Here is a 14,300-nt window from a genome sequence, read left to right on the forward strand (position 1 = left end):
CGGGACTTTTTGATCATCCCATTTTTCAGCTTAGCAACGGGTGCAACTGCTGGTCACGAAATGGACGACCGGGACTTGACCAATGGGCAGACCCTCTACGCCGAACAGTGCGCTTCTTGTCATGGCGTCAATCTCGAAGGGCAGCCGGATTGGCAGACGCCTGACAACAACGGCATTCTGCCTGCGCCGCCCCATGACGAGACTGGGCATACATGGCACCACGACAACCAGCTTCTGTTCGAGTACACCCAGTTGGGTGGCGAGGCGGCGCTGGCAGCGCGTGGCGTCGACGGCTTTGCAAGTGGCATGCCCGGCTTTGGTGATACCCTCACCGATGACGATATTTGGGATATTCTTGCCTATATCCGTTCCACTTGGCCTGAACGTGTTCAGGAAATTCAAGCAGGCCGCAACCCACCGCATGACTAAGAAAGGCAACCTTCGCCACGTGGCGGTAAGGACATTGCGCCCATGTCGGGTTTTCGTGAAAAAGCCTTGCGCGCAAGTCTTTGAGTGAAGGTCGGTGATGCGCGATGCAATCGAAAGCGATACTGACAAGACCACTAACCTGCACATCTGGCAGGTCGGCCCGAGATATTATTCAGTCATCGTCTAGGTCGCTTCAACAGCTCCAAGATCACCAGACGAATGCAAGAGCCTGATAGGTGGATTTGACCACGTGGCAAACACTACGGTAGAAGTGAACAAATTCGTGGCAGCCGCATAGAGGCTGCAATCACCGGGCTGACAGATGTGATGAAACAGGCTTACGTGCACATTCAAAGAGTTGGCTTGGCTGCCCTCTTTCTGGCGTTGGTCGTTTGGTCCGTAACACCATCATTCTCGCATGCTCCGGCGATTATTGAGACGATCCAAGACCATCTTGAAATGGTCGAGGATCATGGCCATTCGCACGGGTTCAAAAAAGACCTCTTTTGGGCGATGCACGGCCATAGCCACGACGTGGCGGATCATGACCACAAGCAGCCGTTTCTCGCCAGTGTTTCAGGCACCGCACCTGAATGGCACAGGGACGAGGCATGGCGAAGGCTTAACTCAGACCGCGGCCCTAATCGTCAGTTCCGAATAGATCGACCTCCGCGAACTTGATCGGCACCGCGCGGCTCACGCGCATCACCGATCAATCCAAATATTTAGCGGAGTTACTCCATGAGAACCTTCCATAAAGGCGTCAGACGCAATTCTAAACGTCTCGCGTTCTTCGTCCTGTCCATGTTGCTGCTATCGCCCAGCGCAGCATTGGCGCATGATGTTACGCCCGGCGATGCTGGATACATCCAAGAAATCTGGGGCGTGCACATCATCCCCTTCATGTATCTCGGGGCTAAACATATGGTCACGGGCTACGACCACATCTTGTTCCTCCTTGGTGTCGTCTTCTTCCTCTATCGGTCGAAAGACGTTGCAGTCTACGTGAGCCTCTTTGCTATTGGCCACTCTATAACGATGCTCGCGGGAGTATGGTTCGGCTGGGGTATCAGCTCCTACATTGTGGATGCCATCATCGGGCTGTCCGTTGTCTACAAGGCGCTCGACAACCTAGGGGCCTATCAACGGTGGTTCGGCTTCCAGCCTACCACCAAGGCAGCGACTTTCATCTTCGGCCTGTTTCACGGCACCGGCTTAGCCACGAAAATACTGGACTACCAGATCGCACCAGACGGGCTGCTACCCAACCTCCTGGCCTTCAATGTTGGCGTCGAGATCGGCCAACTTCTGGCACTCGCAGCGATCCTCATCGTCATGGGGTACTGGCGAAAGAGCGCCAAATTTTTCGAACAAGCCTACACCGTCAATGTCGTCATGATGACCATCGGTTTTGTGCTGATGGGATACCAACTGACCGGCTATTTCGTGGCCGCATAAGGAAAACCTCAAATGTTTAACGCAAAGAAACCGAGCCTCGAAGAATTACCGAGCTCAGCCCAGCTTCTTCGATCCACGACAATCGCTGCTATCAGCGCCGTGGCGATACTCGTTGTGGTCGTTTTGCCTGCTGAATACGGGATTGACCCAACGGGCGCAGGCCGCGTGCTTGGCCTGACTGAGATGGGCGAAATCAAGCAGGAACTGGCAGATGAAGCCGAGCAGGATCAGCAAGTTCACGGGGCGGATCAGTCATCGAACTTACTCGATGACATCTTCGGTCAGTTCGTTGGCACAGCACACGCTCAGGAGGCGTGGCAGGATACAATCACGTTCACGCTCGAACCGGGTGAGTTCACCGAGATCAAGGCAACCATGGAAGAGGGAGCGACCCTAATCTACGCGTGGGTGGCCGAAGGTGGTCGGGTCAACTTCGACCTCCATGCACACGCGGGCGACCAAAACGTGACCTATGAGAAAGGGCGCGGTCAAACCGAAGGCGAAGGTAGTCTTGAAACTCCTTTCGCCGGAGATCACGGCTGGTTCTGGCGCAACAGGGACGATGAGGCGGTAACGGTGACGCTTCAATTGCGCGGCGACTACAGTGCTATAGTCCGGTAGGATTAGGTCGGAGAACTGGGCGCGCCTAAAACTCTAGGCGCGCTGGTGAAAGCCGACCTTGGCGCAAGCGCAGCGAATTGGTGCTTTGTCCGCATTGCGGTCTTCGTCGATCCGGATTTCGATTGGCGGGTTTCGCGAGCGCCGCATGAATTGCAGCGTCATAACAAACCGCGTACGTCGCAGTAGGGGTGTTATGTGAAGCGATCTCTGGTTGTATTATTGCCCATCTGAGTCCTCATCACTCCAGTGCCCCAATTCATAAATGCCCTGTTTTTTCATACGACGTATAAAAGCAAGGTAGTTTATCACCTGATCGACCTTATCCATGTCTCCGGTGGCATAGGCGACTGCAATCATCTTGAACTGAGCTTCAGGATCCTCCGCTACTTTTTCGTCACACCGATCCGCACTATTTTCAGTCCCAAATGAAGCGGTCCGTGCTTTGTACACTTCACCCCTCATCTCATTGAGGTAGGCCTTCTTACTGAGTTCGGGGGTGTTCTCGCCCAACTTAACCACGGCCTCCCAAATTGGATTGAGGCGTTCAAAAAGATCATTTCGACCATCAGTCATGTCTCTTCACCTCGCAGTTTAACAAATGCTTGTAGTTTGCCTTTAGGAAAAACTGACAGCGGCCTCCCGCGTTCGCCACGTGGCAGATCAGCACGAACAGGCGCCTTCGGCTTCTGATCTGCAAATCAGCCCTGATTTTCCCAATAGGGAAGTCAGGATCATTGAAATCGGTCTAGGTGCTTGGTGAAGGAAGTGAGGCAAAAATGGCAAGGTTCTGTAGCTGGTGGCGGAACTATGTGTCGTTTCACAAAAGCACTGTGGAACGTCACTGATCTTTGACTCTATCGACAGCCAAAACCTCAATAAATCGGTCAATCACGTCATTCAATTCTGACCCAAACATCAAGCATTTCTGTCCCAGCTATAACGGCATCCATCGATGGACGATACCGACAAGAACAATGACAGGCATAATTTACTACCGCTACGCTTACAAACCAGTGCTAGTTATTGGATTGATATTCCCGGCATAATGTTTCCAATTTTTAGGCGCTTGATGCGAAACTATTTTGGAAACTATCGATTGTTTCCAACGGCTATTATTAAGTCAACTGGTCGCCTACGGCGTTGCGAAACCGTCGCGCCAGGTAATCTACGAACGCTCGAGTTTTCGGCGCTAAATTGCGCCTTTCGGCAAACATTACGACAATATCTGTGCTGGGTGGCGCGTATTTCGGCATGACATGAACGAGTTCCCCGGAATCGAATTTCCGGTTTGCAATGTAGCTAGGTAGTCGCGCGATACCGATGCCTGCCAGTGCTGCTCGAAAAACGACATCAGTGCTATTTCCCTCAAAACTGCCCGTTGCTTCAAACTCATCGCCTGCTTTTGGTTCGATGCTGTTCCAAGAGTTCCTTTGGCTTCTTCCTGCAACTCTGAGGCAATTGTGGTCGACCAAATCGGCAAAATTCGACGGTGTTCCAAACCGCTCAATATATTCAGGTGAAGCACAAAGCACTCTGCGACTCTGCATGATGCGCCTGACGACTGTATCTGGGTTTTTGCGTTGTTCAGCAAAGCAGATCGCCACGTCAAACCCTTCACTGCGAAGATCAATCTCCCGGTCGGTTAAATCCAACGATACTTGAACTTCAGGATTCTCCTCCATGAATTCAGGCAAGGCGGGGATCAGCTGTGACTTACCAAAGGCAACCGTGGATGCGACTCTGAGCACTCCGCGCGGGACACCATCAAAGCTAAGGATCATCGCCTCGGCTTCTTTGAATTTGTCAGCCATCGCTTTGCATTTTTCGTAGAATGCTTGGCCTTCCAGTGTTGGAGAGATACCCGTTCTGGTGCGATTAAGAAGGCGGTAGTGAACCTGATCTTCAAGTAATCCGATCTGCTTACTTACTGCTGATGGGGTTTGCCCCATTGATCGTGCAGCCGCAGATATGCTTCCTTGCTCGACCACTGTCGCAAAAATTAACATTTGCGCAGAAATATCCATGTCATGACCCTTGCTGTTCCAATCTGGCATGGGGCCTATGCCAGATTGCCAAATTGTGAGCGCTACCAAACAGACGTATCTCTGCATTGCAGCATAAATACTGCACTGCAGCAACGGACGAGGCAATATCATGGCAATTACACGATCAAACAGCGCGCTGGATGTCGTATTCGAAGCTGGCCGCACGTTCTTTCATCAAAAACTGGACGCGATGCGAAAGGCACAGGCCAAACGCAGGGTTTATCGCGCAACGTATTATGAGCTCTCGGTGCTATCTGACCGCGACCTAACAGATCTGGGCATTCCGCGCAGTAGCATCAAAAGACTTGCTATGGAGGCTGCGTATGGCTGTTAACACCCAAACGGCTAGTTCAGATCGCGGCCAGGCCATTACCGTATCAATCGCCTTCCTGGCTTGGATCGGAGCCTCGGCAAATGCTGGCCTAAAGACTTTTCAAATGGCCAGGATGCTCTCCACACTTTCGAGTATGAGCGACTACCAGCTCGCTCAGATCGGAATCTCGCGATCCGATATCCCGGAATATGCCGCAAAATTGATGGCTGACGAATAGAGAAGTAGACCCTCAGGACAGAAGATTGCAAGAAATTTGCTGGTCCTCGCTCCTCCCAGAGTAAGCCAGCAAAAGCGGCGGCGAAAAAACCAACAGGGAGCGCCAACGCAAAGGGCCAGCATTTTCACCTCCTCCCGAAAATGCTGGCCCAAACCACCCTGCCAAGCAGGAGCCGCGAAAAATGAGAGGTAGGAGTGACATCATAATGGTCGTGATTATCGTCAACACCGAGATGAAGATGTGAAGCTGGAATGCGTATGTGACGCCGCAAACGATCTCGCTGCGTGCCCACAATTTGTTGAATTCAGTGGTTGTCTCGAGGCAGTGACTTGCGTGCGATGTCGCGATAGGCGTCAGCATTGCGTAGGTTCATACCCTTGTCAAAAGGTTGCACGAGATCACGGAAATACTGTTGCCAAGGAGATTGGCTTTCGGGCACGGGATATCCGCCGTTTTGGATTAACTGATCCTTACGCCGCTCAAGTTCCACATCGGAAATCAGAATGTTGACTGTGCAGGTGTTAAGATCAACGCGGATCCGATCCCCTGTTTGCAGAACTGCTAGGCCACCATTGTCGGCAGCCTCTGGCGCAGCGTTCAGGATTGATGGCGAGCCAGAAGTGCCAGATTGGCGCCCATCACCTATGCAGGGTAATTCCTGAACGCCTTGCTTCAAGAGATAGGATGGCGCACGCATATTCACGACTTCTGCTCCGCCGGGATACCCTTTGGGACCGGTTCCGCGCATAACGAGAATACAACGGGTGTCGATATCCTGAGATGGGTCATCAATGCGCTTGTGAAAATCTTCAGGTCCATCAAAAACAACTGCGCGACCCTCAAACGCGTTGGGATCATCGGGATTGGTAAGATAGGCTTTTGCAAATTCTGAACCGATGACACTGGTTTTCATCAACGCGCTGTCAAATAGATTGCCCTTTAGGTTGATGAACCCTGCCTTGTCTTTCAGCGGGGCATCAACAGATTTAATGACGTTGGAATTTGTGCTGCGCCGGCGCGTGCAGTTGTTGGCTATGCTGTGCCCGTTGACAGTTTTGGCCTCTTCATGAGGTAGGCGACCAGCTGCAATCAGCTCTGCGATCACGGCAGGAACACCGCCAGCGCGGTGGTAGTCTTCGCCGAGATATTCGCCTGCGGGCTGTAGATTGACCAAAAGTGGTACATTGTGCCCCAAAGCCTGCCAGTCATCATTGTCAAGCGGCACACCTAGATGGCGCGCAATAGCATTTAGGTGAATAGGCGCATTGGTGGATCCACCAATGGCGGAGTTAACCACGATAGCATTCTCAAAAGCCGCGCGCGTCATGATGTCAGACGGGCGCAGATCCTCCCACACCATTTCAATGATGCGTTTTCCGGTCTCATAGCTGATCTGACCGCGTTCGCGGTACGGGGCCGGAATGGCCGCCGCGCCTGGTAGCTGCATGCCGAGTGCTTCGGCCAAGCTGTTCATCGTGGTGGCGGTTCCCATGGTGTTGCAGTACCCCACCGAAGGAGCAGAGGCTGCGGCGATTTCCATGAATTCATCAGAGGAGATTTCTCCGGCAGCGAGGCGTTCGCGGGCTTTCCAAATAACAGTGCCGGACCCTGCCCGCTTTCCCTCGTACCAACCATTCAGCATAGGTCCTACAGAAAGAGCAATGGCTGGAATGTTGACTGAAGAAGCTGCCATCAGAAGCGCAGGTGTGGTCTTGTCGCAGCCAATCATCAACACTACGCCATCTATTGGGTAGCCATAAAGCGATTCAACCAAACTGAGATACGCCAGATTGCGGTCGAGCATGGCGGTGGGGCGTTTGCCGGTTTCCTGAATGGGATGGACCGGCACTTCGATGGCTGTGCCTCCTGCTGCGATTATGCCGTCACGTACCCGTTTGGCAAGTTCCAGGTGGTGGCGGTTGCAGGGGCTTAGGTCGCTGCCCGTCTGTGCAATTGCGATGATCGGTTTACCGGATTGCAGTTCTTCGCGCGTGAGCCCGTAGTTTAGATAACGTTCCAAGTAGAGCGCGGTCATTTCCGGATCATCCGGATTTGCGAACCAATGCCGCGATCTGAGGTCTTCGGGCTTCATACGTGGCATACATGCCTCCTAAGTCTTGGTCTTGTGCCGACTAGAACTTTCGACCCGTGATCATACCAAACATCGCGAAAAGCGTATTCTCATAGTTAAACAGCTTGCCAACCCAAGCTTGGCTGCCTTGAAGCATTGAAAACGCGCCTCCCAAAATTCACCACTAACAAACTATGGCAGACCATCGCGCACCTGAGACAAAGCGTCCTTTGAGGCAGCTGCCATCAAGCGGGCGTCCGAAGCGATTGTGACAAACCGGAATCCCATTTCAATGCGTTTCAAGGCGTATTGCGGTGTCCCGTTATGGCAACCTGCGAATTTTCCATATTCTTTTGCCTTAGCGGCTATCATTTCAATGGCCTCGGCAACAGGAGCTTCGACCTCATCGAATGACGGTCGACAACCCAGTGCTAGGGAAAGATCGGAAGGTCCAATGTAGACGGCGTCAAGACCCGGAACCGACAGTATTTCTTCAAGGTTGTCGAGACCTTCCAGCGTCTCGATCATTGCGAAGACGACGATCGTGTCATTGGCATGCTCTGGGTAGTCTGAACCACCGTACAAGAGGCCCCGGATCGGCCCAAAGCTCCTTGTTCCTTTGGGAGGGTAGTGCGTCCAGGCCACAAGGTTCTCAGCATCTTCGCGGCTATTGATCATTGGACAAATAACACCGTACGCTCCGGCATCTAGCACTTTCATCAAAATACCGGGCTCGAGCCACGGCACGCGCGTTACTGGGACGGTATCGGTTGTCGAAATCGCAGTGAACATCTCGACCGCCTTCTGGTAGTCGATTACGCCATGTTGGATATCAACAGTAAGTGTGTCCCATCCTTGATGCGCCATGGTTTCGGCTGAAAAACCGCTTGGGATCGACAGCCATCCGTTGACTACAGGCCGCCCAGCGGCCCAATGCTCTCTAATTTTGTTTGGTCGCATCGGTTTACCTTTTCAGAGTATCCACACATATGGCCTGATCGTATCTGTTCTATTCCTCAAGAATGCCCTGACCACAAAAATCCCCGCCCTGAAAAACTACGGATACGTGGTCGATTGCAGGTTGGATGCATTCGGCATCGATACGGGCGCGAAACGCCTCAGAGTTGTCTTTTGGCTTCCATCCCAAAAAGCCTGTCTCTCGATTGTCCCACCAGGATGCATCGTTGTTCGAGGCACCGTAGATAATCGGACATCCCAAACGCGGAATAGCGAAAACACTCTCGATAAGAGATTTCAGATCATCGTAACTCAACCACGTTGCAAGCATGCGATGGTTCTTTGGTTCCGGAAACGATGAACCAATGCGGACAATTGCTGTCTCTATATTAAATTTCTCGAAGTAAAGCCGTGCGAGAGCTTCTCCGAAGACTTTTGACACTCCATAAAGACTATCGGGCCTTACCTGTGCATTGGCATCAAGCCGTGTTGTCTGTTCATGAAAGCCAATCGCGTGATTTGAACTGGCAAAAAATATCCTCGGCGTTACCGACGATTTTCGGGCCGCTTCGTAGAGATTGAATACACCGTCGATATTGGATTGTTTTATAGTTTCCCAGGGTGCTTCAATCGATTGCCCCCCCATGTGAACAATCCCATCGCACCCTTCAACCATGGCCTCAACCGCATCTTTGTCGCCCAAGTCACAATACACAATTTCTTCATTTTCACCGGCAGGGCCCACATCCTCTCGCGCGCCAAGGCGAATGGTTGTGGCGAGGCCCTGCAAGCGAGACCGACAAACCGACCCAAGGTTGCCATCAGCACCCGTTATCAAAAGTTTGTTTAGCATTTTGTATATCTCACTTTTTGCAGGCAGCGTTTAATTCGCTATAGATTGGAAGCCGTAGAGTTTTTCGGCGTTTTCTACGAGAGCGAGGTGACGCGCGCGGTCATCAGGAAACCAGTTTAGAACAGTATCGAGCAATGCGGCGTCGTTGGGGTAGTCTGTGGTTCTAGTCGCTGTGTTGTGAGGAAAATTTGTCCCCCATACAATGCGTTCGGGGGCATGGGTTGCCATGACCTTCGAAACCTCGGCTACGTCTGAATAATCAGATCCACCTTCAAAGGAAGACTCATAGCAACCGGCAAACTTGAACCAGCATCTACCGCCGTCGACAAGGCGTTTGAGCATGGCGACTTCATCGCCATCAGGCACGACGCCCCTTAAGAATTTGCCATGGTGGTCAAGCACCCATCTGGATCGCAGTTTTGAGAGCCTATCGACATGGTCCGAAATGTCCGAGCCATCGAACTGAATTGCAATCATCCAGCCCGCGGCAAAAGCACGGGCGTCGACCTCTTCGAGCTGACTGAGCCCAACCGCGCCCCCTGGCAGATCCACGATACGTGTTCCAACGACCCCTCCATCCTTGAGGATTTCAAGTTCTGCGTCAGAGGTTTCACCGTCAATGGCGGCCACGCCACGTGCCACCTCCCTGGTTTCTTTGAGCGCCGCCAGCAAATTCGCATGGTTGGCGTGATGTGCATTTCCTTGTGTGATGACAAACCTGTCAATGCCAAGCCAGCCCATGACTTGTCTGTACTCTGATAACCCAGGCTGGCCCTCTGGCAGATCAGGACCTCCTGGCAGTGCTGGAAACCCGGAAAGATAGACGTGAAGGTGTGTATCAATGGCGCCTGCAGGCAGCTTGGTCTCAGGGGCACGGCCAGAGAAGCTGCGTTCGATCATTCGGGTTCTCCCATGGCGAACTCTGCCAATGCATCACGATTGATCTCAATACCCAGACCCGGTTTGTTTGGAATTGCGATCACGCCGTTTTCATGTTCGATCGGGTGGGTGATTATCGCCTGCCTGAATGGGTTATGCGTCCGATCAAACTCAAAAATCGGTTCGATTGGATCACGCCGTGGTGGGTCTGGTAACAGGGCCGAAACAAACTGGAGGCTCGCAGCGATTTGCACTGCCGTTCCCCAAACATGCGGAACAACACGTACGCCGTGAAGAGCCGCCATATCAACGACCCGGCGCATCTCCGAAAAACCGCCAGTGCCACACAAGTCTGGCTGGGCGATATCGATACATCCTGTTTCCAGGGGCTCGCGGAACGCGAACCTGCCATGCCAAGTCTCGCCACCAGCAACCGGAATAGGTTGACCGTCGCGTACACGACGGTACGCGTCAAGTTGTTCCGGAATGACCGGTTCCTCGAACCAATCGATATCGAACTCTGCCGCTCGGTTGCCCAGAGTGATCGCTTCTTGGATCGAGTACCCGTGATTTGCGTCTATCATCAGACGAGTATGCGTTCCGATCGCTTCACGCACCGCCTTGATGACTGCAACATCTTCTTCCACCCCAAAGCCAATCTTGATTTTAACTGCGTGGAACCCTGCAGCGACATGGGCTGCGCATTCCTCGGCATTGTCCGAAATACGATCGACCCCGTCGCGCCGGAAAGACCCGGTGGCATATGCCTTTACTTTGTCCCGAACACGTCCTCCGAGAAGCACCGAAACCGGAACGCCAAAGTGGTGACCCTTGATATCCCACAAAGCGACATCAATTCCTGAAAGTGCGGTCATTGTGAGACCGCGCTGCCCTTGGTCTCGAAGGAGATTATACAGGCCTTGCCAGAGAACTTCCGTATCCAGCGGATTGCGGCCAATCAAATAGGGCGCATAGGCCTTTACGATCGCAGCGTTTGGCTGAGCTGGCCCCAGGCATTCTCCCCAACCCGTTGTTCCGTCGTCACAGATAATCTCGACCAAAACATGTTGGCGTCGCGTGAAACGAGTTGCTGCGCTCTCGAAGGCGGTCTCAAGCTTGTAGTCAAGAAGATGTGTATGGACCTCGGAAATCTTCATTTACACACCTCCAACTGGGCAGCGTCCCGAGCCAGGGTCTCGATACCCGCCCAATCGGTCGCTGCGATAAGATCTTTGGGCGCCACCCAACTGCCTCCAGCGCAAACCACATTCTGCTGCGCCAGATATGAGCCTGCATTGGCCGCGCTGACCCCACCTGTAGGACAGAAGGAAACCTGCGGCAAAGGCGCGCCAATAGCCTTGAGTGCCGATACTCCGCCCGAGGCCTCGGCTGGAAAGAACTTGAGCATATCATAGCCGCGCGCCAAAAGACGCATCGCCTCAGACGCAGTCGCGGCCCCGGGCAGGAGCGGCAATCCTTCGGCTTCACAAGCCGCCAGCAGTTCATCGGTTGCCCCCGGAGAGACACCGAAGGTAGCGCCCGCCTCTTTGGCAGCCCGAACATCTTCGGGGGTTATCAGTGTGCCAGCCCCCACATGCCCACCCGGGACGCCGCTCATGACCCGAATAACCTCGAGAGCGGCAGGAGTGCGCAATGTGACCTCCAGCGTGGGTAAACCGCCTGCGATAAGCGCCTCGGCCAATGGTCGGGCTGTTGTGACATCATCAACCACCAAAACCGGAACAATTGGCGCGAGTGCACAGATTTCTCGGGCCCGTAAACTCGCTGCCTTTGGAGAAATAGTCATCTGGATAAGCTATCCTTTTGGTGGGTGAGCCCTGAGGCGAAATGCGTTCGTCCCAGTATTAGACAATAGGTGATCGCGATTCAGACGTCAGTCAGAGAGCCGTGCGCGCCAGACCTTAAATCGTTCAAGAACGTCTGGGTCGGTTGCAGGATAAAGTCCGATTACGGGGGTGTTTTTTCGTACCTCTTCCAGAACAAAGCGTTCGAACAGCTCCATTGGGCCTGCCTCGATCGCAATGTCATCGGCAAGGTGACGTGGGATAATCATGACACCATCGCTGTCACCCAGAACGATGTCACCAGGATAGACCGCCACACCGCCACACCCGATTGGCAATCCGACATCAACCGCATGATGTTTCGTAAGGTTGGTTGGGGCAGACGGTTTGGCAGCAAACACTGGCATCTCTAGTGCGGCGGCACCGTCGGCATCGCGAATGCCACCATCCGTGACGACGCCCGCTGCTCCGCGCATTTCCAGTCGCGTCAAAAGGATCGAACCGGCCGAGGCCGCCGAGGCATCCTGCCGACAATCCATGACCAATACCGCGCCTTCCGGACATGTCTCCACGGCCACGCGCTGCGGGTGATCTGGCTCACGAAACGCCTCGATTGGGTCGGTATCAGGTCGCGTCGGAATGTAGCGCAGCGTAAAGGCCGGGCCGACAAGAGTGGACTTGCCCTTGCCCAATGGGGCAACGCCTTGAACATAGGCGTTTTGGTAACCGCGTTTGTAAAGCAGCGTGGCCACGGTTGCCGTGCTGACCTTTGACAAGCGATCAAGCGTATCGGGATGCAGTTTGATCGTTTTGGCAGGCTGAGGGTTCGGCATGGGCTGGATCCTTCTGCTAAGGCTGTGGGCAACTGTCGAGCAGGCTTTGGTTGATGGGAACAAGGGCACCTTTGCCTTGCACGACATGCCCTGCCAGTTTGCACGCCAGCGCTATGCTGTCTGGCAAGGGTGTATCTGCTGCCAGCCCCGCCAGAATGCCAGCGTTGAAACTGTCACCGGCAGCAGTCGTATCCACAACCGAAGCCAGAGGCGGAACATGGACAGAGCCCTCTGCGTCACCGGTACGATAAAGGACCGTTTCTGCGCCATTCTTGACAACGATCGTTTCCGCGCCCGCGCTTGCATAGCGCCGCAAAGTGGCCGCAGGGTCCATGTCGCTGAACCAACGTGCCTCGTCCTCGAACGATGGCAAGGCGATATCGCTAACGGCCGCCGCCTGCATGATAGTATCGGTCATCTCGGACGGGCTGTCCCAAAGATGCGGGCGTAGATTGGGATCAAAGGCAATCCGTTTTCCATCGCGCCGCGCCGACCGAGCAGCGTCGAGCAAGGCGGCGCGCCCTTCAGGGTCCAAGATTGCCAGAGTGATACCCGAGAAATAGATGAGATCTGATTGCGTCATGGCATGGGCGAGTGCTTGCTTGTCTTGCGCCAACAGACGTGCGGCTGACTGACCACGCCAATAGGTGAAACTGCGCTCCCCGTTGTCCAGCGTGATAAGATACAACCCCACAGAACGGTTTGGCACGATCCGCACCTGCTGGGTATCCACCCCACTTTCGCGCATGGCACCCAGCATCCGGGACGAGATGGCGTCGTCTCCGACGGCGGTAAAATAGGACAAGGGCGTTTCGGGAGTGAGTTGGGCCAGATACCAAGCTGTATTGAACGTGTCTCCGGCGAACCCCATCTGAAACGTGCTTGGCGCGTCAGTAGGGGCCATTTCGGCCATACATTCACCAATCGAGAGAATACGCATAGTCCGGTGTCCAGTACTTTGAAGGTTGACGAACAGTAGCGTTTGACACTTACGCCAACTGTGCTGCTGCGATCACGAGAACAGCATCCCACCATTGATATCAACATTGGTCCCGGTCAGATAAGCCGAGTCCTCGCTTGCCAGAAACGTCACGAGGTTCGCAACATCCTGAGACTGGCCTTGCCGCTTGAGCGGCGCAGCAGCTTCTAGCCCGCGACGGCCTGCATCGGGAGTATGGATGTTATGGAAATCCGTGTCGATCATGCCCGGGCAGATTGCATTGACCCGGATATCGGGGCCCAGTTCCCTTGCAAGACTACGGGTGAACGTCATGACCCCGCCTTTTGACGTTGCATAAGCCGACGCACCCGGGCCACCACCGTCGCGACCCGCCTGACTGGCGATGTTTACAATGGCCCCGGATTTCATATGCAGCAGTGCCGCTTTGACCATAAGAAACGTGCTGGTCAGGTTGAGATCCATGACAGCCTGCCAATGCTCAAGCGACATCTCGGTGATTTTCTTGCGCGCGATCAAACCTCCGGCATTGTTCACCAGAATGTCCAGGCTGCCATAGGTATCGACCGTCTTGGCGATCAACGCATCGACCTCTTCGGGTTTGTTCAGGTCGCCTTGCATTGCAAACGCCTGTCCACCGATCTTTTTGATCTCGGCTACGGTTTCCTCGGCGCCAGCACTACTGGCGAAGTAGTTCACCGCGACATTCACCCCTTCGGAGGCGAGTTTGACAGCGCAGGCGCGCCCGATATCGCGGCCACCACCCGTGACAATTGCGGTCTTTCCCTGAAGTCTCATGGTTGCTCTTTCCCGTTCAATTGGTGCTGCTATGCGTGACTG

18 protein-coding genes are annotated in these 14,300 nt (G+C 53.9%); 6 read left to right on the forward strand and 12 right to left on the reverse strand.

Translation table 11 applies throughout. The features are described from left to right. Positions 1-60: 60 nt before the first annotated feature. The 4 genes from AC2FID_RS15825 to AC2FID_RS15840 all read left to right on the forward strand — a co-directional run bounded on the left by AC2FID_RS15825 (position 61) and on the right by AC2FID_RS15840 (position 2,508). Positions 61-429, forward strand: coding sequence for a c-type cytochrome (locus tag AC2FID_RS15825; RefSeq protein WP_282120658.1), 369 nt, complete (start codon positions 61-63; stop codon positions 427-429). Positions 430-792: 363 nt separating this feature from the next. Continuing rightward, complete coding sequence (locus tag AC2FID_RS15830; protein WP_496698306.1) at positions 793-1,110, forward strand: hypothetical protein; 318 nt, start codon at positions 793-795, stop codon at positions 1,108-1,110. Positions 1,111-1,233: 123 nt separating this feature from the next. After that, positions 1,234-1,887 carry a HupE/UreJ family protein gene (locus AC2FID_RS15835; RefSeq protein ID WP_496698599.1) on the forward strand — a complete coding sequence of 218 codons (654 nt, stop codon included), beginning with the start codon at positions 1,234-1,236 and terminating at the stop codon, positions 1,885-1,887. Between the two features lie 12 nt (positions 1,888-1,899). After that, positions 1,900-2,508 (forward strand): transmembrane anchor protein, encoded by a 609-nt coding sequence (locus tag AC2FID_RS15840; RefSeq protein WP_496837626.1) that lies wholly within the window; start codon positions 1,900-1,902, stop codon positions 2,506-2,508. Between the two features lie 33 nt (positions 2,509-2,541). Here the strand turns inward: AC2FID_RS15840 and AC2FID_RS15845 are convergent, their stop codons facing one another. The 3 genes from AC2FID_RS15845 to AC2FID_RS15855 form a co-directional block, all read right to left on the reverse strand. After that, positions 2,542-2,670, reverse strand: coding sequence for a hypothetical protein (locus tag AC2FID_RS15845; protein ID WP_496698302.1), 129 nt, complete (start codon positions 2,668-2,670; stop codon positions 2,542-2,544). 54 nt (positions 2,671-2,724) lie between these two features. Further along, positions 2,725-3,081: a hypothetical protein gene (locus tag AC2FID_RS15850; RefSeq protein ID WP_496698301.1), complete on the reverse strand. Its 357-nt coding sequence runs from the start codon at positions 3,079-3,081 to the stop codon at positions 2,725-2,727. Between the two features lie 542 nt (positions 3,082-3,623). Further along, positions 3,624-4,532, reverse strand: coding sequence for a LysR family transcriptional regulator (locus AC2FID_RS15855; protein WP_496837628.1), 909 nt, complete (start codon positions 4,530-4,532; stop codon positions 3,624-3,626). Between the two features lie 130 nt (positions 4,533-4,662). Between AC2FID_RS15855 and AC2FID_RS15860 the strand changes: the two genes are divergently transcribed. Next, positions 4,663-4,887: a DUF1127 domain-containing protein gene (locus tag AC2FID_RS15860; protein ID WP_496698297.1), complete on the forward strand. Its 225-nt coding sequence runs from the start codon at positions 4,663-4,665 to the stop codon at positions 4,885-4,887. Continuing rightward, positions 4,877-5,104, forward strand: coding sequence for a DUF1127 domain-containing protein (locus tag AC2FID_RS15865; protein WP_496741671.1), 228 nt, complete (start codon positions 4,877-4,879; stop codon positions 5,102-5,104). Before AC2FID_RS15860 ends, AC2FID_RS15865 begins: the two co-directional genes overlap by 11 nt. A 304-nt stretch (positions 5,105-5,408) precedes the next feature. Here AC2FID_RS15865 and AC2FID_RS15870 read toward each other — a convergent pair whose 3' ends face one another. The 9 genes from AC2FID_RS15870 to AC2FID_RS15910 all read right to left on the reverse strand — a co-directional run bounded on the left by AC2FID_RS15870 (position 5,409) and on the right by AC2FID_RS15910 (position 14,258). Further along, positions 5,409-7,205 carry an IlvD/Edd family dehydratase gene (locus tag AC2FID_RS15870; protein ID WP_496837630.1) on the reverse strand — a complete coding sequence of 599 codons (1,797 nt, stop codon included), beginning with the start codon at positions 7,203-7,205 and terminating at the stop codon, positions 5,409-5,411. A gap of 162 nt (positions 7,206-7,367) precedes the next feature. Then, the gene (locus AC2FID_RS15875) at positions 7,368-8,135 is read right to left on the reverse strand and encodes an HpcH/HpaI aldolase family protein (RefSeq protein WP_496837632.1); all 768 of its coding nucleotides are present in this window, start codon (positions 8,133-8,135) and stop codon (positions 7,368-7,370) included. A gap of 49 nt (positions 8,136-8,184) precedes the next feature. Next, positions 8,185-8,985, reverse strand: a complete 801-nt coding sequence (locus tag AC2FID_RS15880; protein WP_282170071.1) for an NAD-dependent epimerase/dehydratase family protein — start codon at positions 8,983-8,985, stop codon at positions 8,185-8,187. A gap of 30 nt (positions 8,986-9,015) precedes the next feature. Further along, the gene (locus AC2FID_RS15885) at positions 9,016-9,885 is read right to left on the reverse strand and encodes an amidohydrolase family protein (protein WP_496837634.1); all 870 of its coding nucleotides are present in this window, start codon (positions 9,883-9,885) and stop codon (positions 9,016-9,018) included. Further along, positions 9,882-11,021 (reverse strand): mandelate racemase/muconate lactonizing enzyme family protein, encoded by a 1,140-nt coding sequence (locus AC2FID_RS15890; protein ID WP_496698287.1) that lies wholly within the window; start codon positions 11,019-11,021, stop codon positions 9,882-9,884. Before AC2FID_RS15890 ends, AC2FID_RS15885 begins: the two co-directional genes overlap by 4 nt. Then, positions 11,018-11,671 carry a bifunctional 4-hydroxy-2-oxoglutarate aldolase/2-dehydro-3-deoxy-phosphogluconate aldolase gene (gene eda / locus AC2FID_RS15895; RefSeq protein ID WP_496755659.1) on the reverse strand — a complete coding sequence of 218 codons (654 nt, stop codon included), beginning with the start codon at positions 11,669-11,671 and terminating at the stop codon, positions 11,018-11,020. Before eda ends, AC2FID_RS15890 begins: the two co-directional genes overlap by 4 nt. An 87-nt stretch (positions 11,672-11,758) precedes the next feature. Further along, positions 11,759-12,502: a ribonuclease activity regulator RraA gene (locus AC2FID_RS15900; protein WP_282120607.1), complete on the reverse strand. Its 744-nt coding sequence runs from the start codon at positions 12,500-12,502 to the stop codon at positions 11,759-11,761. Between the two features lie 16 nt (positions 12,503-12,518). After that, complete coding sequence (locus AC2FID_RS15905) at positions 12,519-13,442, reverse strand: sugar kinase (protein ID WP_496755660.1); 924 nt, start codon at positions 13,440-13,442, stop codon at positions 12,519-12,521. A 72-nt stretch (positions 13,443-13,514) separates the two neighbouring features. After that, on the reverse strand, positions 13,515-14,258 hold the full coding sequence (locus tag AC2FID_RS15910; RefSeq protein ID WP_058272450.1) for an SDR family NAD(P)-dependent oxidoreductase: 744 nt from the start codon (positions 14,256-14,258) through the stop codon (positions 13,515-13,517). Between the last annotated feature and the right edge of the window lie 42 nt (positions 14,259-14,300).

It is taken from the genome of Ruegeria sp. CDSC068 (assembly GCF_059610545.1).